The organism is Bifidobacterium favimelis (assembly GCF_037963085.1).
Taxonomy (GTDB): Bacteria; Actinomycetota; Actinomycetes; order Actinomycetales; family Bifidobacteriaceae; genus Bombiscardovia; species Bombiscardovia favimelis.
The window spans coordinates 181,219-204,864 of the sequence record NZ_JBANDZ010000002.1 but is presented as its reverse complement, the minus strand read 5'-3'; the positions used below and the strand labels follow the sequence as shown (position 1 = coordinate 204,864).

General features: G+C 64.8%; 14 protein-coding genes. 9 read left to right on the top strand and 5 right to left on the bottom strand.

The features are described from left to right. Positions 1–161 precede the first annotated feature (161 nt). Positions 162–1,901, bottom strand: a complete 1,740-nt coding sequence (locus V6584_RS07135) for an ABC transporter ATP-binding protein (RefSeq protein WP_340469838.1) — start codon at positions 1,899–1,901, stop codon at positions 162–164. Between the two features lie 7 nt (positions 1,902–1,908). Further along, complete coding sequence (locus V6584_RS07130; RefSeq protein ID WP_340469839.1) at positions 1,909–3,885, bottom strand: ABC transporter ATP-binding protein; 1,977 nt, start codon at positions 3,883–3,885, stop codon at positions 1,909–1,911. Between the two features lie 199 nt (positions 3,886–4,084). On the opposite strand from V6584_RS07130, the gene V6584_RS07125 reads away from it, so the two are divergent. Continuing rightward, entirely contained in the window at positions 4,085–5,146 is a 1,062-nt protein-coding gene (locus V6584_RS07125) for a helix-turn-helix transcriptional regulator (protein ID WP_340469840.1), read from the top strand. 46 nt (positions 5,147–5,192) lie between these two features. After that, positions 5,193–5,807 (top strand): isochorismatase family protein, encoded by a 615-nt coding sequence (locus V6584_RS07120; RefSeq protein ID WP_340469841.1) that lies wholly within the window; start codon positions 5,193–5,195, stop codon positions 5,805–5,807. A 78-nt stretch (positions 5,808–5,885) separates the two neighbouring features. Here the strand turns inward: V6584_RS07120 and V6584_RS07115 are convergent, their stop codons facing one another. After that, positions 5,886–8,042, bottom strand: coding sequence for a DUF6541 family protein (locus V6584_RS07115; protein ID WP_340469842.1), 2,157 nt, complete (start codon positions 8,040–8,042; stop codon positions 5,886–5,888). A gap of 209 nt (positions 8,043–8,251) precedes the next feature. Here V6584_RS07115 and V6584_RS07110 point away from each other — a divergent pair, with 209 nt between their 5' ends. The 5 genes from V6584_RS07110 (at position 8,252) to galE (ending at position 15,010) form a co-directional block, all read left to right on the top strand. Next, the gene (locus V6584_RS07110) at positions 8,252–10,306 is read left to right on the top strand and encodes a glycosyltransferase (protein ID WP_340469843.1); all 2,055 of its coding nucleotides are present in this window, start codon (positions 8,252–8,254) and stop codon (positions 10,304–10,306) included. 148 nt (positions 10,307–10,454) lie between these two features. Then, on the top strand, positions 10,455–10,850 hold the full coding sequence (locus V6584_RS07105) for a TIGR02328 family protein (protein ID WP_340469845.1): 396 nt from the start codon (positions 10,455–10,457) through the stop codon (positions 10,848–10,850). Positions 10,851–11,154: 304 nt separating this feature from the next. Continuing rightward, positions 11,155–12,237 (top strand): phosphotransferase enzyme family protein, encoded by a 1,083-nt coding sequence (locus tag V6584_RS07100; RefSeq protein ID WP_340469846.1) that lies wholly within the window; start codon positions 11,155–11,157, stop codon positions 12,235–12,237. A 47-nt stretch (positions 12,238–12,284) separates the two neighbouring features. After that, on the top strand, positions 12,285–13,796 hold the full coding sequence (locus V6584_RS07095) for a galactose-1-phosphate uridylyltransferase (protein WP_340469999.1): 1,512 nt from the start codon (positions 12,285–12,287) through the stop codon (positions 13,794–13,796). A 194-nt stretch (positions 13,797–13,990) separates the two neighbouring features. After that, on the top strand, positions 13,991–15,010 hold the full coding sequence (gene galE, locus V6584_RS07090; protein ID WP_340469847.1) for a UDP-glucose 4-epimerase GalE: 1,020 nt from the start codon (positions 13,991–13,993) through the stop codon (positions 15,008–15,010). Positions 15,011–15,134: 124 nt separating this feature from the next. Here the strand turns inward: galE and V6584_RS07085 are convergent, their stop codons facing one another. Both V6584_RS07085 and V6584_RS07080 read right to left on the bottom strand, forming a co-directional pair. Further along, on the bottom strand, positions 15,135–15,584 hold the full coding sequence (locus V6584_RS07085) for a GNAT family N-acetyltransferase (RefSeq protein ID WP_340469848.1): 450 nt from the start codon (positions 15,582–15,584) through the stop codon (positions 15,135–15,137). A gap of 120 nt (positions 15,585–15,704) precedes the next feature. Continuing rightward, a complete protein-coding gene (locus tag V6584_RS07080) occupies positions 15,705–16,964 on the bottom strand; it encodes an MFS transporter (RefSeq protein ID WP_340469849.1) in 1,260 nt (419 codons plus the stop codon). 301 nt (positions 16,965–17,265) lie between these two features. Here V6584_RS07080 and V6584_RS07075 point away from each other — a divergent pair, with 301 nt between their 5' ends. Both V6584_RS07075 and V6584_RS07070 read left to right on the top strand, forming a co-directional pair. After that, positions 17,266–22,548, top strand: coding sequence for a Spy0128 family protein (locus tag V6584_RS07075; RefSeq protein ID WP_340469850.1), 5,283 nt, complete (start codon positions 17,266–17,268; stop codon positions 22,546–22,548). A 137-nt stretch (positions 22,549–22,685) separates the two neighbouring features. Further along, entirely contained in the window at positions 22,686–23,426 is a 741-nt protein-coding gene (locus tag V6584_RS07070; RefSeq protein ID WP_340469851.1) for a glucose 1-dehydrogenase, read from the top strand. The last annotated feature ends 220 nt before the right edge of the window (positions 23,427–23,646 follow it).

The following is a 23,646-nucleotide window of genomic DNA, read 5'->3' as shown; positions in this document are numbered from 1 at the left end:
GGGCGCCTTGCATATCCCCACCATCCCCGCAGGACCACTGCAGGCACAACCGTCCATCACCCATGATCCTAGGGGGTTCGAGCGCTCGAAGTCGAGACGACCCCGCTTACGGGACTGCGGACAGGCCATGAAGGGGTGAGGGGAGGAAACGACGGCCAGATTCACAAGGTCCAGCCGGCACTCTCCTGCTGAAGGCCGACCATCCGGGCGAATTCGCCGCCTGCCGCAAGCAGGTCGGCAGGAGCCCCCTCTTCGACCACCCGTCCCTCTCTGAGGACCACCACCTTGTCAGCTTTCTCCACCGTCCTCATCCGGTGGGCGATCACGATTACCGTCTTGTCCGCCAACAGCCGGGAGAGGGCCCCCTGGACCTCGGTCTCGTTCTCGACATCCAGGCAGGCGGTGGCCTCGTCGAGCAGGACGATGGGGGCGTCCTTGAGCAGGGCCCGGGCTATTGAGATGCGTTGCCGCTCGCCCCCGGACAGCCTGGAGCCGTTCTCCCCGATCATGGTCCGATACCCCTGGGGCAGGCGATCGACGAACCCGTCACAGTTGGCGGCACGCGCCGCCGCCAGGACCTCGCTGTCACTGGCCCCCTTGCGCCCCAGGCGGATGTTGCCCATGACAGTGTCGTTGAAAAGTGTGACCTCCTGGAAGACCACGGCGTACTCCTTCAAGAGACTCTCCGGATCCACCCCGCTCACATCGACCCCTCCCACAGTGACCCGCCCCGAGGAGACGTCCCAAAAACGGGCTGCCAGTCGGGCACAGGTGGATTTGCCTGATCCCGACGGCCCCACAAGAGCCGTGACCTGGCCCTGTCTGGCCGTGAAACTCACATCATCGAGGACCTTGGGACCCTGCCCATAGGAAAAGGTCACGTGATCGAAGGCCACGTCATGGCCGGCGGGTTCGAATGCGACGACGCCCCTGGCCGCCGGTTCATCCATGACGGCCCCTATGCGTTCTGCGGCCGCCTGGGATAGGAAGAGCTCCGAGACCAGTGTCATGGCCTGGTCGAAGGGGGAGTATATCCGAGAGACCATGAGCAGGAAGAGGAACATGGTCATGAAATCGATCTGTCCCCCGGCGATCAGACCAGCCGCCGTCAAAAGGGTCGTCGCCAGACCCATGCGCAGGACGATCATGGCCGAGTTGACCACCAGACCATTGATCAGTTCTCCCCTGGCCGTCGTGCGTTCAGCCTGGTCTATGGTGGCATACAGGCCCTCCAGGTAGCGATCCTCCTGGTTGGTGGCACGGATTTCCCTGACGCAGTCCAAGGTCTCCTGGATCCTGTCGCTTACCTTGATCTGCCCGGCCCTCGTGTCCCGGCTGAGTGAGGTGACGTGTCCCCTGGCGGCGAAGAGCAGGCAGAATGCGGCGGGCACACTCCAGAAGGCGGCCAGGTCCAGTCGCCAATCGAAACCCAGCAAGGCCAGGAAGACCAGCAGGGAGGAGATGACGGCCCCGTAAAGCTCGGCCAATACGTGACTGTTGGCATGCTCCATGGTGGCCACGTCCTTGAGCATGGTGTCGGTCAAGTCCGCCAGGTCCCGACGGCCGAAGAAGGACAGGGGCAGCTTGCGCAGGCGTTCGGCCAGGCCCAGGCGCTGGGAGGTGGTCTCCCCATAAACCGCCCCGAAGGTGTAGGTGTATTGGAGCCACGTGGTGGCGAACAGAAGGAGGACAAAGACCAGGAGGCCGCCCAGGTAGGGCAGGAGGCGGGGCAGGGGCCGGCCCTGGGTCAGGTGGTCCAGGAAGCCCTTCATGACAAGGAGGAGGGAGCCCACCCCGGCCATGACCACCAGGTTGGTCAACACGGTATAGAGGATTCCGAACAGGGTGTTCCTCAGTCCCCTGTCCGAAAGACCGTATCTCTTTTGAAAGCCTGAGAACATTGCAGTCCTACCTCCCCTGGGGGGCCGCGGGTCCCCCGTCTTCGCCCTGCCCGGGCCGGGTGCCGTCCACCCCGCCGGAGTTGGCCACCTTCCAATCAACCGCCTGGCGGTAATCCTCCCAAAGCCTGGCATACAGGCCCCCTGCCTCCAAGAGCTCCGAGTGACGGCCCTGCTCGGCTACACGTCCATGGTCCATGACCACGATCCGGTCGGCCTCGGTCACCGTGGAGAGCCGGTGGGCGATCATGAGCACCGTGCGACGACCCCCCTCGCCGCCTCTCGTCAAACGGGTGAGAGCCTGCTGTATGAGCACCTCGTTCTCCGGGTCGGCGAAGGCGGTGGCCTCGTCGAGGACCAGGATGGGGGCATCCTTGAGCATGGCCCTGGCAAGGGCCACACGTTGGACCTCGCCGCCGGACAGGTAGGCCCCGCCTACGCCCAGCATGGTGTCCACGCCCTGGGGCAGCTTGTCGACGATGTCGGCGCAGCGTGCGGCATCCAGGGCCGTCATGACCTCCTGCCTGTCGGCATCGGGCCTTGCCGCCCTGACGTTGTCGAGCAGGGTGGCGGTGAAAAGACGGTTGTCCTGGAAGACGAACGCCACCCGGTCCATGAGGTCGTGCGGGTCCAGGAGGCGGATATCCTCCCCGCCCACCGCCACCCGGCCCTCCTGGGGATCCCGGAAACGCGGCACCAGGCCGGCAGCGGTCGATTTGCCACCTCCGGATGGGCCCACCAAGGCCACCAGTTCGCCCGGCAGCACCGGGAAGGTGACCCCTTGCAGGGCCGGCAGGGACGAGCCCCTGTAGGTGAAAGAGACCCCTTTCATATCGACCCCCGAACCCATGGCCCGCCTGGGCCGGTCGGCCACGGGAAGGGGACTGGCATCCAGAATCCCCCTGACCCTGCCCAGGGCGTCATCGGCATCGTCGAAAGCCCTGCCGATGAACAGGAGACGGGTCATGGCAGTGGGAATCAGGCCTGAAAAGACGGCATAAAAAGCCAGGTCGGTCAGGAAACGGGCGAAATCCGCCTGCCCGGGGGCCAGAATCAGGGCTGCAGGCACAAGGAAGACCACCAGGCCGTTGAGGGCGGTGAGCTCGATGGTCTGCGGGAGGCGGCAGGCCTGGAGTGAGTATTCACGGGCCCTGCTGGCATAATCCTCGATGGCGTCGTGGAAGGCCTTGAAGGAGTATACGGTCTGTTGGAAGACCTTGACCACCGGAATCCCCCGCACGTACTCGGTGCCGGTCTCGGACATGCGCAGGAGGGCTTCCTGATAGTCCTTCATGAAGGTTTTGCCCCGGCCGGTGCTCATCGCCACCAGGCACATGACGGCCACCAGGACCGGGACCATGCAGGCCAGCCCAAGCCGCCAGTCGAAGACAAAGAAGATGACGACCATCCCCGCCAGGAGGGCGAGGGATCCTGCGGCATCGGGCAGCATGTGGGCAAGCAGGGATTCGGTCTCCCCGGCGCAGCCATCGATGATCCGTCGCAGCTCGCCCGACCCATGGCGGTCGAAATAGCCCAGAGGGAGCTTCAGGAGATGGCCCGTGGTCTCCTTTCGCATATTGGAGGCGGAGCGAAAGGCAGCCAGATGGGTGCACATGAGGGCCGTGAAGTAGAGGATTATGGACAGGACGGCCGTCCCCAGTGCGGCCCAACCATACCCGGCCACACCCGTGGACCTCTCCCAATGGGGGGCATGGGCCAGAAGGTCGCGGGCCACCAGCCAGACACAGAGGTAGGGGCCGAACCCCACCAACATGGACAGGGCCGACAGGGCGCAGCCCAGATAGACCAGGGGCTTGCGCCTGCCGGCGAAGTCCACCAGCCGGGAGATGGACCCCCGGCCACTGGCCACCGGAGAGGCGGAGCCCTGATCCACCCGGCCGGGACCCGGCTCCGCACCCGTGGCGGGGATACCCTGGAATCCCTCTTCCCCGGCAGTTTTTCCGGGGTCTTCCCTCGCTGCCCCCATGGCATCCTCCTCTTGTTTGAACGACACAACGAACTTAAACTGGATGGACTTCGGGGGGAATACCGCCCCTGCGATGCGAACGGAATCGGAAGGAACACGGACGGATTCGAAAATCTGCAGAATCGGACATCGGCCGCCCGCATACCGTTGAGTCCGGGCAGGAGGGACCTCATACCCGGTGATTGGCCAAGGAGGCGGCATGCCTGGCAATGACGGGGAGGGTATAGGTAGGAGGCTGCGTCCCCTGTACCACCCCCAGATGGATCAGCTGGGCATCCGGCTGCGCCCGGAGGGCCGGGGCTGGTCCGGTCCGACCGGCCGTCCGGGTTTCCGGGGGCGGGCATGGGTCAGTGGGGTGGGGCCGGACTGCCTGGTCGTCAGGTACGACATCACCTTCCTTCATGACACCGAATTCGTGGAGACGTCCCCTTGTGATTACGCCTGCGCCTGGCTGTCCGGACCGGACGACGACACCCCGCCGACCTGCCTGCCGCCCAACCGGGTCCGCCAGGAGGCGGGGCTCTACTCCTGCATCCAACCCGCCGGGCTGACCCGTACCTTCATACCGGGCGGCAGCCGCCGGCAGTCCACCAGCATCAACCTCCTGCCCGCCTTCTTCGATGACCTGGACCGGGACTGGCCAGGTGAGTTTTCCGGGTTGGACAAGGTCTTCCTCGACACCTGGAAGAGGGAGGCCGCAAGCGCGACCTTGGAGGCCCTCAGCTGGACAGGGCCTTCCTGCGGCACCGGACAGGGGCTTATGCTGGAATCCCGAATCAGGCTGATGGTGTCCATGCTGGCCGGAAACGCAGAAGGAAAAGGGTCGACGGGCAGTCGGGGGCCCGACCCCCACAGGGACCGGCCGGTCTGCGACCAGGACCGTGCCCTGGTGGAAGAGCTCCAGGCCTACGTGGACGACCACCTGGGAGGAGACCTCTCCCTCGACCGGGTCGCCAGGGCCTGCTACGTGGGCAGGACCCGTCTGTGTTCGACCTTCCGGGCCAGGACCGGAACCACCTTCGCCGCCTATGTCCGCCGCCGGCGCATGGAGGAGGCCTGTCACCTGCTCAGCCGGACCAATGAGGATGTCGGTCAGGTGGGGCGACGGGTGGGATACCCCCAACCGGGGACCTTTTCGACCGCTTTCGCACGGGAGCTGGGCTCCTCCCCCATCCGCTGGCGCTCGGACCACCGCCTGGCCCAGGGCGGCGCCGCCTTCATCCCGGCAGAGGCCCCGGGTCAGACCCGCGTGAGAACATGATGCCCGCAAGACCGGCCCCCGCCCGCCGCCAAGGAGAGTGACAGCAATGACGAAAGCACTGATCATCGTCGATGTCCAGCCCACCTTCTGCGAGGGTGGAGAACTGGCCGTGGAAGGCGGCAACGCCGTGGCCCGGGCCATCGCCTCATATGTCGGTGACCACCGGGGGGATTACGCCTACATGGCCACCACCCAGGACTGGCACATCCAACCCGGAGGCCACTGGTCGCAGAACCCGGACTTTGTGGACACCTGGCCGCGTCATGGGGTGGCCGGCACCCCAGGGGCAGACCTCCACCCTGCGGTAGCCGCGCTGGGCATCAGCCATCACTTCAAGAAGGGTCAGTATGCGGCCGCCTATTCCGGTTTCGAGGGGGTCGAGGACGACTCCGGACGCATCCAGACCCGCCAGGAGGTCGGATATCTCCTTGGGCACGGCACCACCCTGGCCAAGGCCTTGAAGGCCGTCGGGGTGGACCAGGTGGATCTGGCCGGCATAGCCGAATCCCACTGCGTCAAAGAGACCGCCCTGGATGCCAGGAGGCTGGGATATGCCGTCCGCGTCTTCGAAGACCTGACCGTCCCCGTCAGCGAGGAGCTCGGCAGGGCCGCCCGGCGCCAGATGGAAGAGGCCGGCGTGACCCTGGTCCCTTCCCGCTGATCCGGACTCGGCCGCATCACCACCCCATCCCGTCCTCACCCCCTCGGGACGGCCATCGACAGGGTCACCCCAGCCGCTTCACAACCCGCAGGAGGTGATCCGGTAGAGGACGGCCCTGCCCTGCCGGTCGACCTCCTGCATGGCCCGGGGCACTGGGTGCAGGCCGGCGAAGGGGGCATGCTGGGGGTCGTCGCGCATGTAGGGCCCCTGCATGTCCAGGTACCAACGGACATTGTTGTCCTTGAGGATGGAGCAGGAACGCGGGTCGTCTGGACTCTGCGAGAAGGTGCGCGCCAGGTAGAGGTGGTCCTGGTCCCATACCGTGTTGAGATGGGCGTAATAAGGGACCCGGCGGGACATGGCCATGACGAAGGCGCTTCCGTTCCAGGGATCGGCCAGGACCTCATCGCCTGGGGCCACGTGCCGGTCCAGACGTTTGAGCAGGAGGTACTCGTCGCGCGAGAGCATGGGAGAGTCGGCATCCGGGCCGGCGAAGGCATATGCCCGGCCTACCGCCCCCTCCATGGCATCGAGTTGCGGATTGGCGAAAGAGCATACGAGGACGAAGGCCAGGGCCAGCAGGACGGCCAACCAAGAGCCCGGCCGCCAGGTCCGATTCCCCCCATGCTTTTCAGCGGGGGCGGAGGTGGAGGAGGTGACGGTCCCGGGCCCCGGGACCCTCCCCCTTGCAGCGAGTCCACTCCCCCACCGGACCAGAACGGTCAGTCCCCGGCAGATCAGGGGGATGGCGACGATGGGCCAGGCGGCGAAAAGCCGGCGTTGGTCCTTGTACCACAGGGCGGTCACCACCTTGGCCCAGTCGGCGTGGGTCCCGTCACATGCCACGAAGACGAACCCCAGGAGAAGGAAGGAGGCCGCCAAGATCAGTCCCTCCTCCCGGTGCTCCGCGAGGACGGCCAGTAGGCAGACCATGAGGAGGACGGCCAGGGGCCAGAATACGGGGAGACGGTTGTAAGCGGAGTCGATGGGCTGTCCCGTCAGGAAGCGGGCCATGGCCCCCGCCATGGAGTCGGCCGGCCTTGTGAAACCGCCGTTGAGGTGCCCGGATATAGGCCGGGTGTTGTGACGCAGGTACATGCGCGCAAAGATGAGCCCCCCGATGTCCCCGACGGCCAGGATCAGGGCGGCCAGACCCGCAAGGGCCCAATGGAAGAGCCTCCGGCTGCGCCGCCTCAGTGCGGCCCCTGCCTGGAACAGCCAGACCAGGACCAGGGGGGCCGCCAGGAGAAGACCTGTGAGCAGGACCCGGAAGTGGGCGAAGGAAACGGCTACACAGGCCAGGATGACCCAGGCCAGGGAGGGCAGGACCCGGTCGGGACGGCGCCAGTCCTTCCGGCACCAGGTCCACAGGAGTCCCAGGAAGACCGGGAGGATGGCCTGGGCGGCAAACATGGGATAAAGGGTCCCCCAATCCAGGAGGAGGAAAGGGAAACCGGCGCAGCAGGCCGACAGGCCACCGGCGAGGAGGTCGGTGGCGGGCCGGGCGCCGACGGCGCGGCGGACCAGGAAGAGCATGGAGATTGGCCAGACCAGGGCGGCGAAGACCAGCCAGGTGCAAGTGACGGCCGCGCTTATGGGCAAGGAGGGGAAGGCCAGGTCCCCCAGGGCGGCGAACTCGTGGAAACCCACCGGATAGACATCGCGGATGCCAGGAAGGGCATGCAGGGAGGTGGCCTGGCCCGTCATCAGGATCCGACCCACCACGTTGTAGTGGAAGACCGTGTCGTAGTTCTGCGTCACCTGCTCGGGGGAGGGAACGGCATGGATCAGTCCCATGACCGTGGTCACCGCAGCCAGCAGCACCCCGGTCAGGGCTGGCAGCCAGCCAGACGGAGATGGCAGGCCGGTCCGGATTTTGACCCCGGTCCCGGCAGGGAGCCCGCCGCCTGATCCTGCTGGGCGGGAGGGACTACCCGCCCTCCCGTTCTCCGGGGGGAGGGCCGCTCCGCCCCTCCGCCCGACCCCGGTCCCCCGCAGCCGGGGAAGGGACCAGCCGACCAGGCCGATGATCAGGGCCATGATCGCAGCAGAGGCCAGGTAGGAAACCCACCCCCACGACAGTCCCACCCGGGCGAAGATGATTCCGTCCACCCCGGCCAGGGCCAGGGAGGGCAGGGGGGCCAGGGCCAGGAGTTCCGCTGGACTGCGGCGGCCGGTCAGACGGACCAGGACCCCACCGGGCAGATAGAGGGCCAAGAGGATCGCCAGTGCCATCGGCAAGGCCTGCCACCAGGTGAGCAGTTGCATTCTCGCGCCCTCCCCCTTCGATTCCAAATGCGTACGGCTTATAGGCTACTCCGACGGGCCTGCCAGGTCATGACCCGGTCCTCACAATCTGTCCGCCCCCTCGTCGGCCCCGCAGGCTAACCACCCAGGAGGCCTGATGCCCGGCCCACTTCGTGATCTTTCCATATAATGGGACCATGCATAGCGAAAACGAGCAAGAGCGACCGGACGACCCCCAGGGCTGGCAGGAAGTGAACCGGGTGGTCTACCCCATTCAGGACCAGGACCTGATCATGCCCCTGTACGCCATCGAGTGGACCCGCCCCGTTCTCTCAGACGCCGTCATCGACGGTCGGACCGACAAGCGCCTGCTCCATTTCGGGCATATGAACAAGTCCACCTTCGAGGGCCTGATCAACGAGAGCGTGCGCAAACACCCCGGATCCAGCGTGGACCTTTTCACGGTGGACTCGCGCACCTCCATCACCCTCAAACCCGGCAGGCACATCTCCGCCTGCACCTACTTCAACGCCTTCCCGGCCGCGTACTGGAAGCGGTGGACCCTGGTCAGCGAGGTCCGTTTCACGGCCAGGACGGAGGGCAGGGGGTTCGTGACACTGTTCAGGTCGACGGGTCGCGGACTCAACAAGCCGGTCACAAGAATCAGGGTGGGCTCCGCCGACGGCGTGGACGCGGTAGACGTGACCATCCCAATGACCGGTCTGCTCGACGGTGGTTACTTCTGGTTCGACGCCGAGGCCGACGCCGACCGCCCCCTGACCGTATCCGATGCCGCCTGGAGTGTGCGGGAGGACGAGCGCAAGGCCACCGGGAAGACCACGCTCTCCATAGCCATCACCACCTTCAACAGGGCCGGTTACTGCCTCGACCAGCTCAAGACCATCTGCGCCGACCCCACCCTTCGGGCCCGTCTGGACACGGTCTACTGCGTGGACCAGGGGACCGACCTGGTCCGCGACCAGCCCGGTTTCGCACAGGTGTCCCGGGAGATGGGAGACCAGCTGACCTACCTGCGTCAACCCAACATCGGCGGTTCCGGCGGCTTTTCCCGCGGTATGTACGAGACGCTGAAAGCCGCCAGGAGCGCCTACACCCTCCTCCTGGACGATGACGCCATCAGCGAGCCCGAAGCCATTCTGCGGGCGGTGCAATTCGCCGACTACACAGTCAGGCCGACCATCGTCGGCGGCGGCATGTTCCACCTGGACAACCGCACCGTCCTCTACACCGAAGGCGAAAGGATGGACCCCAACACCGCCTGGATGAGGTCCTCCCAGGGGCTGGACTACAACCACGACTTCGCCTTGAACCCCCTGCGCGACTCGCCCGGCCTCCATCGCAGGATCGACACCGATTTCAACGGATGGTGGATGTGTCTGATCCCAACGGCCGTCATGCGCAGCATCGGCCTGGCCATGCCCTTCTTCATCAAGTTCGATGACACCGAGTTTTCCCTGAGGGCCTCGGAACACGGCTTCCCCACGGTCTGCCTGCCCGGTGTGGCGGTCTGGCACCAGGCCTGGCACGACAAGGACCCGGCCCGCACCTGGGAGGAGTACTTCTTCCAGCGCAACCGGTGGATCTCGGCCCTGATCCATTACCCCAAGCCCCGCCCGGGTTATTTGTTCCAGATGCTCTACGGGGACATGAACGTGGGGTTGAAGTTCTTCTATTCGGCCATGTGCCTGAGGCACATGGGCCTGAGGGACATCATGAAGGGGCCGCGGTACATCGTGGAGTCCATGCCCGACAAGCTGGCCCAGGTCCGCAAGGCGAGAGAAGGATTCGACGACGCTGCCACCGCCACCCGGGCCGATGCCTTCCCCGAACCCGCCCGCGAGTTCGACACCTCGATGCGGCCCACATCCGGACCTGCCAACAACCTGGAAGGCGTGAAGGCCGTCGGTTCCTTCCTCCTGCCCGGCCGCGACGGCACCAGGGATGCCCGGCCCGAGGTGGCCATCCCGGCCGACCGCACGGTCTGGAGCTCCTTCTCCGGCATCAGCTCCGCACTGGTGACCACCCCGGACGGCAACGGCCTGACCTGGTGCCGCAGGGACAGGCGCCGCTTCCGCCAGGGCATGGAAGAGGGGCTGCGGCTGGCCTCCACCCTCCTCAAACACTGGGAGACCCTCTCCCATCAGTACCGTTCCTACGACATGGCCAGCATGGACTCCTGGCGTGCCATCTTCACCAGACTTGGCGTAGAGGACGGGAACACCGAGGAATAGGGGCAAAGCCCGACCCCGTGACCGGGAATCATCGACCACCCGGCTGCGGGGCATGTCGTCCTGCGGCAATCCAACAGGGCCCCCTTCGACGACGTAGGGTGGGGTCCATACGTGGACCGCGAGCAGAAGGGCGGGAGGTGTCCTCATCATGCGCCTGTGGCATCAGGATCTGATCCCCCTCCTCCCGCGCGGGCAGCTCCTCGGCCAGCACAGGGAGATCGCCGCCCTGCGCGGACTGGGGTGGGGCCGCAGGCACTCCACCGTCGATTATGTGTTCCGCCACCCCCCTTACAAGCTGTATCAATTCCACCTGGTCGTCATGGACGAGATGAAGAGGCGGGGATACCACCCCGACCCCCGCTGGTATGACCCCCTGTACAGGGGCGGACGGTGCGAACCATACGGGATAGCGGTGCCCGTACCGCTCACCAGACCGATCTACCCGGAACATGACGACCGATACCTCCGAGAATGCCTGATCAATCTCAAGGCCAAGGGAATCGACATGGCGGCCGCCATACCCGACAGGGGATGCGGTGCATGAGGCCGGGGCCGTGTCCTGACTGCGGCCCGTCACGATGGCAGCCCGTCACGATGGCGGTCCGTCACGGGCCCGGATATATTGGAGACCGGTACCCGCACAGCAGCGTGGCGGTGATTCGTGAAGGAGCAGGGGGCAGTGGCGCAAACGGCAGGAAGCCTGCCATGGCACCGGTCCCGGCCGGGTCGCCTGCGTCCGCCCACCGCCAGGGAGGGGCCCGGACCACAATGGTGGCATAAGGCCGGCAGAGGGCAGGGACGGCATGCAAGGCCGACGGAATCGGAAAGCGACGCGGAAAGAGGCATCCATGGCGGTCGACGAAGACACCTTGAGAGAGGTGGCGGACCTTTTCCTCCTTGAGGGGGATGTCAGGTCCATCGAACCATACGGCAGCGGGCACATCAACCTCACCTACCTGGTCACCACCGGCAGACGGCGCTACATCCTGCAGAGGATGAACTCCGAGATCTTCCCGGACATACCCCGACTCATGCGCAACGTCGAGCTGGTCACCGGCTTCCTGCGCTCACAGGGGCAGGAGACCCTTGACATCATCAGGACCAAGGACGGCGCCTTCTACGAGACCATCCCCTCCGGCGACTACCGCGTCTACTCCTTCGTGGAGAACACCGTCTCCTACGATGCGGTCCCCGATGCCGGGGTCTTCCGCAATGCCGGTGAAGCCTTCGGCCTCTTCCAGAACCACCTGGCCTCCTTCGACGCCTCCCTGCTCACCGAGACAATCCCCCACTTCCACGACACCCCCAAACGCTTCCGCGACTTCCGCAGGGCCGTCAAGGAGGACAGGGCGGGAAGGGCGGGGGGCTGCCACCGCGAAATCGACTTCTACATGGCCCGCGCAGGCAGGTACGGCACCCTGATGGAAGGTCTGGCCGACGGGTCCCTCCCCCTGCGGGTCACCCACAACGACACCAAGCTTAACAACATCCTCATGGACGCCGACACCGGCAGGGCCAGGGTCATCATCGACCTGGATACCGTCATGCCCGGTTCCATGCTCTTCGACTTCGGCGACTCCATCCGCTTCGGTGCATCGACGGCCCTTGAGGACGAGCCAGACCTGGACCGGGTCCACTTCGACATCGACCTTTACCGTGCCTATGCCCAGGGGTTCATCGGGGCCGTCCGGCCCACCCTGACAGGGAAGGAGGCCAGCCTCATGCCCCTTTCCGCCAGGATGATGACCCTGGAATGCGGAATGAGATTCCTGGCCGACTATCTGGAGGGGGACACCTACTTCGCCACCAGCTATCCGGAGCATAACCTTGTGCGCACCCGCACGCAGATCAGGCTGGTCCAGGAGATGGAGGCAGCCGACGGAAGGATGGGCCGGATCGTGGACCGGATCGTGCAGGGGGAGGACCGTTGACCGCCGCCGAAGATCTGGGGGCCGTCTACCGGGCCATCGACCGCCTGATGGACCATGCGCGGACCAGGCTGGATCTGGACCCCAGGGATGAGGACTGGGCCCGCAACGGCATCTTCGCCCTCTTCGGCCTGGACTCCTACCCAGACGGCCCCGGCCATGGCCCTGGGCAGGGCGCAGGGCGGTCTGGCATGACCGGGGACCCCGCCGGACAGGGGGATGAAGACGGCCCGGGGCAGGGCGCACATATCGAAACCCTGCTCGCAGGATTCTGCGACCTGGCCGTGCAGGCCGGTCTCCTTGACGCCGGGAGGAGGGGGGAATGCGAAGATGCCGTCATGGGTCTTCTCACCCTCAGACCCTCGGCCATTCAGGACCGTTTCGCACAGATCGAAAAGGAACGGGGCGGCATGGCGGCCATGGACTGGTTCTACGGCTACTGCGTCGACGACACATACATCAAGAAGGCGGCCCTGGACAGGAATCCCCGGTTCACCTCCCACGGCCTGGTGATCACCATCAACATGGCCAAGCCGGAATTCAAGGACATGACCAGGGCGGCGGCCGGCAACCGAACGGCGGGCGGCTATCCCAAGTGCACTATCTGCCACGAGAACGAAGGGTTCGCCGGGCGCGACAAGCGCACCCTGCGGACCATCCCGGTCGACCTGGGCGGCCGGCGCTGGTTTTGGCAGTTCTCGCCCTATGGGTATTTCAACCAACACGGGATCTGCGTGAACCGGGAGCACACCCCCATGCACGTGGACCGTTCCACCTTCAGCAACCTCCTGGACTTCGTCGACCGCTTCCCCGGCTACTTCCTGGGGTGCAACGCGGCCCTTCCCCGCATCGGCGGCTCCGTCCTGGCCCACGACCACTACCAGGGCGGAGGTGAGATCCTGCCCATGCACCGGGCCGGTGTCTGGCAGACCATGAGGGCCGAAGGACACCCGGAAGCCAGGGTCGAGATACTTGACTGGCCCGGAACCGCCGTACGGGTGGTCTCCCACTCCAGGCGGGAAATCGTAGACCTGAGCGAACGAATCCGCCAGGGTTGGGCCACCTTCGACGATCCGGACCAGGGGATCATCTGCCGGGGTGAGGACGGCCAGCAATCGGCCCTGTCGCCCACGGTGATCGCCAGTGAACGGGGCTATGAGATGAGCCTGATCTTCCGCAACAACGGTGTGAGCCCGGATTACCCGGACGGGATCTTCCACATCCATCCCGAGTACTACCCCATCAAGCAGGAACCCATAGGCTTGATCGAGGCCCAGGGGCTCTTCATCCTTCCCGCCCGCCTGGTCGGCCAGCTCGCTGACATCAGGCAGGCCCTCATCCAAGGGGACCCCCTCCCGCAGAAGGAATCGGACTTCACGCTGGAGTGGGGGGACCTGACCGCCCGCCTGGCCGGAGGGCGGGAACCCGCCCTGGTGGAGGAGGCCATCAGAGACGAATTGGGCGGCATCTGCGAGCGCATGCTCGAAAACACGGCCGTATTCAAGCGCAAGGAGTCCACCCGCTCCTTCCTTGAAGCCCTGGGCTTCAAGCCGACCGACTGAGCCGCTGGGCCCATGTACTTGGCCGCCCCTACCCTGGTTTGAGGAACCACCCGGCCCTGCCGACCGGGGAATCAGGGGGCGGCTTTAGGGAGGGGCCCCTTGGGAACCCGGGCCCCGCTTCCGGCATACGGGCTGATTCCAGCCCGTCTCATGGCATGACAGGGCAGACGGGAAGCACGATCACAGGAGGAAAGATGACTACCATTCTGGTCACGGGGGGCGCCGGCTACATCGGCACCCACACCGATGTCGAGCTGATGAACAAGGGCTACGACGTGGTCACGGTCGACAACTACGGCAATTCCCGCCCCGAAGCACTGAACAGGGTGGAGAAGATAACAGGCAGGACCTTGAGGCGCTACGACGGCGACGTACGGGACGAGGCCCTGATGAACCGGATCTTCGACGAGAACCCCATCGACTGGGTCATCCACTTCGCCGGGCTCAAGGCCGTGGGAGAATCCGTGGCCAAGCCCATCGAATACTACGACAACAACCTCAACAGCACCCTGGTCCTCCTCAAGGCCATGAGGGCCCACAAGGTCAAGAAGCTGATCTTCTCCTCCTCGGCCACCGTCTACGGAACCCCCAAGGAGCTCCCACTGACCGAGGAGACCCCGACCGGCGGGACCACCAACCCCTACGGGACCTCCAAGCTCTTCCAGGAGCAGATCCTGCGCGACGTCGAGGTGGCCGACGACTCCTGGACCATCGTCATCCTGCGCTACTTCAACCCGGTGGGCGCACACGAGTCAGGCCTCCTGGGCGAGGACCCCAAGGGGATCCCGGCCAACCTGACCCCCTACATCGCCAAGGTGGCCCTGGGCCAACTGGATGCCGTCCAGGTCTTCGGGGACGACTATGACACCCCGGACGGCACCGGCGTGCGCGACTACATCCATGTGGTGGACCTGGCCAAGGGGCATGTGGCCGTCATAGACCACATCACCGAGCCCGGTGTGCATGTGTACAACCTGGGCACCGGCCACGGCTACTCCGTGCTGGAGGTCATCAAGGCCTACGAGCGGGCCGCCGGCCGCCCCATCCCCTACGTGATCAAGCCCCGCAGGCCCGGCGACATCGCCGCCTGCTACTCGGACGCCTCCAAGGCCGCCCGCGACCTGGATTGGAAGGCAGAGCTCGGCATCGACGAGATGGCCGAGTCCTCCCTCAACTGGCAGACGAAGAACCCCAACGGGTTCGACGAGGGCTGAGACCCATCGGCATGTCGGCGGCCACCGGTGCGGGAACCTGTTTGACGAGAGGGTCCGAATCACCCTGGCCGCAACCTGCCACAAGCACGGCAACCAGGTGACGGGCCGACGGCGAGCGGACCGGCTAGACCAATGACTTGACGCACCTGTCCCTTGCCGACGCGATCCTGTATCCGAAGTCCCGGCAGAAGCTTCCCGCCCGGTCCTGGTCCTGGTCGCACTCATAGCGGACGTCGTGGGCGCCGATCGCCCGCCCCCAGGCCTCGACCACGGACATGAGGACACGGCCCACACCCCTGCCGCGGTGGTCGTCGTCCACGAAGAGGCCGACCAGGTTCACGGCCAGGTCCTCGTAGAGGGTCCTGGTCCGCCCGGCATGCACGAAGCCTACAGGGCGATCATCCATCTCCGCCACGGCGATGATTTCGCCGGGGTCCTTGATCAGAGCGACCAGGCGGGCCTTGGTCTCCGACACGTCCACCCGGTCGGCCCCCTTCCACAGTCCGTTGATGAAGGCCGCATCATCAGACCTTGCGGGGCGTACGGATATTCCCTCTTCCTGCTCCAAGACCATGGCAAACCACCTCTCCGGCCTGTGAAGGCCAGCCGGGCAGGACGCGGCCTGCCTTTCGATTCCTTGGGAATTGTAGCCTCGTCCGGCACCGGAAGGGTCCGGGTGTCGCGGATTACGCCTTCAGGCGCGAGGATGGCCTCCAGCCAGGGTCTTAACCCGGGTGACCGGTCCGACCAGGGCGGTGACCAGGACCAGGATGACCGACAGGAGGAGGACGGATGCCCTGACCCCCATATGGTCCCCGAGGAAGCCGATGGCGGGGGGGATGATCCAGGAGACCCCGTAGTAGGCGGTGGAGATGACCGATGCCCGCTGGGCGGCCATGGAGGGGTCGACCGTTGCCAGGGTGGTGACGATGGGGACGCCCAGGGCCGCCCCCACACCCCACAGGGCCGTGCCGACCAGACTGCCGGCCAGGTTGGGCGAAAGGGAGTAGACGGCGATGCCCAGCGCCGAGACCAGGAGGGTCAGGTAGAGACCGACGGCGTGACCCAGACGGTCGATCACGGCCGGTCCTATGAAGCGGGAGACGATCATGGCGGCGGCGAAGACGGTCGGGGCCAGGTTGGCCATGTGCTCGGGCACCTTGAAGGATTCGACCAGGCCGATGCTGGCCCAGTCGCTGACCGCCCCCTCGCTGGCCTCAAGGGCTATGTCGATCAGGGCCAGCATGAGGACGAAGGGCTCCACCCAGGCCGCCAGCTGCTTCCTGAAGGCCGAGGGGGTCTCCACGGGGGCCTGCCCGTCGGCTCCCGCTGCCGCCGTCTTCGGACCGGCCTCCCCCGCCTCCCCTGTGGTCACATCCCCCAGGGGCCGGGTCGGGCAGATCATGATGCAGGCTACGATCAGCAGGAGGGTGGCCAGGGCGTTGAAGGCGATGTGGACAGGCACGCTCACCCCCCGGCTGGAGAGGAAGGAGCCCAGGGCCAGGGCCAGGAACATGCCCAGACTGTAGGAGGCATGGAAGCGCGACATGACGGACTTCTCACTGGTCCGCTCCACAGCCCCCGCCTCCACGGTGTTGACCGTCCCCCACAGGCTGATGCCGGCCGAGTTGAAGAAGAGGCCGGCCACCACGCCGGGCACCGATTCCACATGCACTGCATAGGAGGCTATGAACATGCCCAGGCACCAGGTGGACACGGCCAGGAGCATGGACTTCCTGACCCCCAGCCAATTGGTCAGCACCCCCGAGAAGAGCATGGCCACCAGGGCTCCGCAACCCCCCAGGATGGTCATCAGGGCCAGGGCGGAGGGTTTGAGCCCCAGGGCCTGCTTGACCGAGGGCAGGCGGGAGAGCCAGGCTGTGGTCCCTATGCCCATGAAAATGAAGAAGCCGTAAGTGGCCAACCTGTCCATCCGGTATCGTGCCCTGGTCATGGGGACAACTCTATCGGTGGGGAGGAACTCACGGCCCCCGGCAATGAACGGAATCGATGCGACCCGCAAGCATCAGGATCGCAATGGGGCGAAGACCCCCTATGGGCGGGGAGGGGAAGTCAGGGAAGCGTTTCGATGATTCACCCCCGGGCATGGCCACATTATGATGTAATCAAACTTGTCGGCCGCCGTCCACGATGCGGTACGGACATGAGAGAATCGCGGACCCCCCCCCGGGTCTTTCGACTATGACGGAACGGCAGCCGGCCGAATAGGCGGACTATGGGAATACGAGGATGAAATGAAGTTCAGGTTGACACGCCTTGTGCTCACCGCGGTCACCGCGATTTCACTGTCAGCTGCCACCTGCGCAAGCGCCGTGGCCGCCCCGGTAATCGATGATGTGGATACGGCCGCGTCCAGCGGGAACACCCTTTCCGCCGGCAGGAGTTCAGGCGGCCGGGGGGACAGACCGGCCGTCCAAAAGCGGAAGACCGACTCCCAGATGCCCGGTGGGTCCAAGGCGGAAGACCTGCCGTTGAGGGCGGCCGCTCCTACCGGGTCCAGCATCGTCAGCGACATGCCCGACGGCCCGGGCCAGGCCCGGATAAGCGAATTGGAACTCTCCCGCAGGTGGACTGGAACCGCCCCCTTCGACAAGGACGACGGTCCCGGGGACGACAGGGACGACACCAACGACATCGTCCGTTCCTTCGACTGGGTGACCTACGAGTATTCCTTCCAGACGGAGGCCGTCAAGGGGCATACATACTTCCGCAACGCCAGGATAGGATTCCGTTTCGTCCTCCGGCAGCCCGACGACAGGGTCACCTTCGACCTGAGCCAGATGAACTGGGCGGACCAGAGCCTGGGGTATGCCCCGAAAATCCAGAAGACCGGTACGGGAGACCAAGAGGTCCAGACCCTGACCATCTACCGCCTGCTCAGGTCCACCGACAACGTTCCAACCGTGGTGCCCGGTGGTTCCAAGATAAACCTGGTCCTCAAGGTGGGCGGCGCCCCCAACGGCACTGAATTCTCGCCGGAGGCCGCCTCCTGGGTCTCCACAGACCCCAACAGGGATGATGATGACCGGGCCGAGGCGGGGTCCGCCCCGCCCGTCACCGTCTCCGCAAAGCCCAACATCAACATCAGGATCACCCCCGGCAGCAACGAGGGAAGCGAACAGCGCGTCTTCGACTTCGCCGCCGAGGGGGCGCAGGGCTATGCCAACTACGACCTGGGCAAGCGCAAGGGCACCATCAGCAAGATCAACTGGGCCGTCGACATGCGCTCCCCGGACAGGAGCAAGGGGCTGAAAGGCCTGGAAGCTCCGACAGGAGACATCACCTTCTCGCTGGTCGTTTCGAATAGGTGGAAGCAGGCCACCCATAACGCCTTCTTCGGTTATGAGAAAGACCTTCAACCCTACTTCTGGGACATCGGCACCATCGACGGCGGTTTCGGCAACGGCGGCCGCGACACCAGGAAGCAGGACAAAGAGGGCAATGCCAGCGTGAACGGGTCGGACGGGTGGTATCCCAATTTCTACAACTACGACTATGCCCGCTCCGACGGGGGCCGCGTCGGCCATGACCGGGTGAGCGGCAACGGCACGTACAAGGTCAGGGAAGACAGGCTCAAGGACAGGACTGTACTGACCTTCACCCTGAGCGGATACAAGGTGGATGGCACCGCCTTTCCCAAGCTGGGGATCACCCATGCGAACAATGCCGTCTGCTCCCCCGTATTCATGTCCAACGACTGTGGCAGGCAGGAGGTGGCCGAGATATCCACCGGTTACCTGTACGTCTTCAATCCGACCACCGTCAAGGACGACAAGGGCCGGGAGCAGGCCGTGACCGACCACTACGGCGACGACCGGATAAGTCTGCAGAGCACCTTCAAAGACGGCGGCCTTGTGGTGAAATCCGCCTCGGACCAGCAGGCGGGCGAGGTCACCGGACCGGCAGACGCCTCCAACCAGACTGCCACTGACGACGATCAGTGGAGCAACTCCATGTATGTGCAGGGCGACGGCTCCAGCGCAGGAATCAGCAACCTGATCCAGTACAGTTGCCTGAGCGCACCCAACTACTTCGACAACGGGGTGGACTGCGGTTGGTGGACCGCCCCCGACAACCTCCACGGAACCGATTCGACCATGATCGGGACCCAGGTCAGGATCTTCGCCGGATACGGTTTCCACACCCCCCAGGCGGAACTCCCCCTCCTCAGCCTCTCCCTTGTCAAGGTCGACCCGCAATACATAGACATCCCCGATTCCGACCACCTCGACCTGCCAAATTATGGCAAGACGGAGGGCAGACAGACCCAGTGGTCGGGCAACGGGATATGGCAGGACGGGAAGACGCCCGACGAATTCGGAGCCCATGACCCTCTGACACTGGTGAAGTACGTGACCAAGGCAGACGGGAGGTCCTGGTCCAGCGATCAGGAACAGTCCAACGCCGATATCGGCGACTCCTTCCTGCGGTATTACGACACCAAGGCCGAAGCCGAAAAGAAGGGACCCATCGTGGGCATACTGCTGGGAGCACGTACGGCTGCCAGTTCCCAGAAGGCCGACGAAGATGCCCGCTTCGGTTTCGGTGGATTCAAGGTAAACGCGAAGGACGACATAGCCAACATAGGTTCCGTGGCCCAGTTGACCTCCACGGTCCACGCCTTCTCCAGGACCCAGCTGGCGGCCGCAGCCGGACTGGATCCGGTCAAGTCCTCCGATGAGAAGTGGGAGCAATGGGCCGAGAAGCAGGACCCATTCGCACTCTGGCAGTCCGAGAAACCTCAGTTCTCGCCTTCCGTGTCCGGCTACCAAAAGGCCCGTTACGATGCCGTCCATGGTTATCTCGGCACAGACTCCGGAGGCCATATCCTGGGCGACTCCCTCTACCTGACGGGCGAGAAAGCGACCATATCGAAGAGCATCGAGCAGAAGGGACCTGACGGCCAACCGAGGAAGGTCTTCGACATCGACCAGAACCAGCGCGTGGCCGACTGGCGGCTGACCTCCTCCGTCAAAGGAGTGTCCTCCCTGGGGGGCGCCGTCAGCGATCTTTACGTGAGCGATGTCTTGCCCGCGAACCTGTCCTACGTGCCCGGAAGCGCCGTTCTCGGAGGGACCTACGACGAAGATCGGGCCGGCAACGGCACGGTCACCGGGGGCACCCCCCTGACAGAGACGAAGATCAGGAAAAACGACCAGGGCCAGACCCTCCTATCTTGGACGATACGAGGGGTGAGGACCGACGGCGATTCCAAGGTGGTCATCCACTACTCCACAAAAATCGGCTCGGGAACCGATGCAGGCCTGGTCAACAACCAATCGTTCACCAACGTGGCCACGGTGCAGAGCAGGCGGAACATGGCACAGCCCAGTTCCTTCAACGGGACCTACGACACCGCCTCCTTCTCCATATCACACCTGAACGCATCCTTCCTGTCGACCTACGCCGCCAACCCCGTCAACGAGCTGCACGCACCCGTTGAATTCCTCTCGCGCATGGGCAACACCTCGTCCGACAAGGAGGAGGGCGGTCCCTACGGGGTGGATGTCCTCCCCTATTCCGGTGGAGACAGGACCGGGTCCTACCACGGCACCTATGCCTTCACCGGCTTGAAGGCCACCAGTTCGGCCGAGCAGGGCCTGTCCGGGCTGAAAATCTACTTCACCACGGATGCCTCATGGAGGACGGCCAGGATCATCAAACGCCAGGATGTGGCCAAGTGGACCCCGGCGACCATCGACCAAACCACCGGCGATGTCTCGGTCCCGGAGCTGATCGACGGCAAACCCATCGTGGCCTGGGCTTATACGAACGACTCCCTCCCGTCGGGTTCCTACTATGAATTCCGCACGACCATACGGCCCAAGGACTCACAGCCCGGAGACACCTTTGTCAACAAGTGGGCCAACGACCACAACAAGGACCAGGCACTGGCCCTGGTGGTCGGCAGGAGCGTCAACGGGACCGCCTGGTACGACCGCAAGGGAGACGGAATCAGAGATGCGGACGACCCCGGGCTCCCCGCCGTCAGGGTCACCTTAATCAGACAGGACGGGAATCAGGCCGTAAAGTCCCTGGTGGACGGTTCGGACCTGACGACGGTCACCGACTCTCAGGGCTTCTATCAGTTGAACGGTATCCCCTCTGGCAGGTACCGGGTCAAGTTCGAACCCGCAAGGGGCACGGACTGGTCGGCCTTGAACGTGACCAGGCGGAAGAACCCGAAGGCCGGTGCTAACAACGATTCGGACAGCCATGCAATCACAGGGGACGGGGCGCTCAAGGCGGCCTACATCGACCTCTCCTTCCCGCCGGCCGACGAGTTGTCGACACCCAAGTACATTGACGCGGGCGAAGACAACGGGTTGAAGGGCGAACTGCCCGTCACGGCCCCCGAGCCCCTCCACGCGACCACGCGGCTGGCCGGCCGCCCATGGGCCGACTGGGACTCATTCGACCTGGTGACCGAACCGATGGGGAGGGCGCCGGCCTCCGCATTCCCCGGCAGGGTGGCCTTCACGCAGCCGGCAGGCGGAAGCGATCGGGACATGGACATCCCGATTGATACCGCGGATCTCGGCAAGCCGGGCACATACGAATACACCGTGAGCCAGGAGAGGGGTTCCGCACCCGGAGTGACTTATGATGACAGCCGATACCTGGTGACCCTGACGGTAAAGGACGATTTCAGCCGCCTGGCCAGGATCGTCACGACAAGGGTCGCCCCCGTGACCCGGCGGGATGCAGGCCGCATCCTCTTCACGGATGTCTACACGGCCGAACCGGCCTCTGCCACCATCAAGGCCCATGTGACCCTCACAGGAGGGAATCTGGAAGAGGGCGAATTCCACTTCGAGCTCGTGGACGACGCCCCTGGCGGGAGGGTCCTTGCAACAGCCGCCAACGATGCGCAGGGAGGCATCTCCTTCCCCCTGACCTTCAGCCAGGTAGGGACCCATTCCTACATGGTCAGGCAGGTTGTCGGCTCTGATGGCGACATCACCTACGACAGGAGCGTCCACAGGACCCGGATCGCCGTGGTTGACCAGCCTGCCAAAGGTGCCTTGCAATCCGCGGTCTACACGGGCGGGAAGGGGATGGAATTCGTCAACGTCCACAAGTCTGCTGGTTCCGCCGGCGACGGCACCGACCAGCCAGGCCAACCCGACAACCCCAATAACCCAGAGAACCCAGAGAACCCCGATAAACCCGTCCAGCCCGACCAACCCGACCAACCCGACCAACCCGACCAACCCAACCAACCCAACCAACCCGGCGACTCGGCTGCCCAGGAGCATTCCGGTGGGAATGGCACGCCTGTGATTCCGACGGACCCTGTCAGCCCGCGACCCACTGACCGGAACGACCGCCAAGGGGGCAGGGCCGGCAGGCGGGCAAGGGGAGAGGAATCACAGGCCACAGGAAGGCCTGTTTGGGTTCACGACCTGGCCGCGACCGGCGCATCCTGTGCTCTCATCCTCTTCGCCTCCGCCATGTTGCTTCTGACCTCCTGTGTCCTCCTGTCTGGCAGGCGGACCTTGGCCGGCCGGAAGTGACCGGGAAGGCGGCCGACCCCCCGGTCGTCTGACCTGCGACCTCGGAAGTCCTGTCTGATGAAATTTGGCTTTCCGAAGAGGCCCCGGTTATGATGGCATTGTTCAATTGGTGAACATTAAGACGAAGGAGTTGCGAAATGAGCGGTCGTCTCGACGGCAAGGTCGCCATCATCACCGGAGGAACCGGAGGCATAGGTCTGGGCATAGCCAGGTGCTATGTGCGCGAGGGCGCCACGGTGGTCCTGACCGACATCAAAGAGAGTCAGGAATCCAAGGATTTCCTGGCGGAGCATGAGGGCAGGTCCTGCTTCATGAAGCACGATGTGACCGATGAAGAGCAGTGGATCCAGGTCATCGACCACGTCACCGAAAAGTACGGCCACCTGGACATCGTGGTGAACAACGCGGGCATCGGCGACAAGGGCGTGCCCATGGACGAGGAGAAGTACGAGGACTGGAAGCGGATCATCGACATCAACCTCAACGGGACCTTCCTGGGCACCAAGCACGGTCTGCGCGCCATGAAGGGCAAGGGGGGTTCGATCATCAACATCTCCTCCATCGAGGGTTTCGTCGGCCTGAGCAAGGCGGGTGCTTACAACGCCAGCAAGGGCGGGACCAGGCTCCTGACCAAGTCCGCGGCCCTTGACAGCGCCAAGAACGGGTACAAGGTCAGGGTCAACTCCGTCCATCCCGGATTCATCAAGACCCCGATGATCAGCCAGTCGCTCGAGGACATGATGAGCAAGCTGACCCCCCTGGGCCACATCGGGGAGCCTGAAGACATAGGCCAGATCTGCGTCTACCTGGGTTCGGACGAGTCCAAGTTCGCCATGGGATCCGAGTTCGTCGTGGATGGAGGTTTCATAGCCCAGTGAGGCAGGACCGGCGGCCATGGTCCCACGGCCTGCCCGCCGACCCACCTGTGTGAGAGGGGCCGCCGGAGCTTCAAGCCCGACGGCCCCTCGTCCGTATTGCCGCCCGCCGGCGAAGGGGCGGGACATGGATTTTTCCGGAAAGTCCCGGGTGCATATGTGGGCATGGGCCACTCTTTCTTGCTAACGTTGGAATCGAGTTCCAGACAGGTCGGCCGCGGAC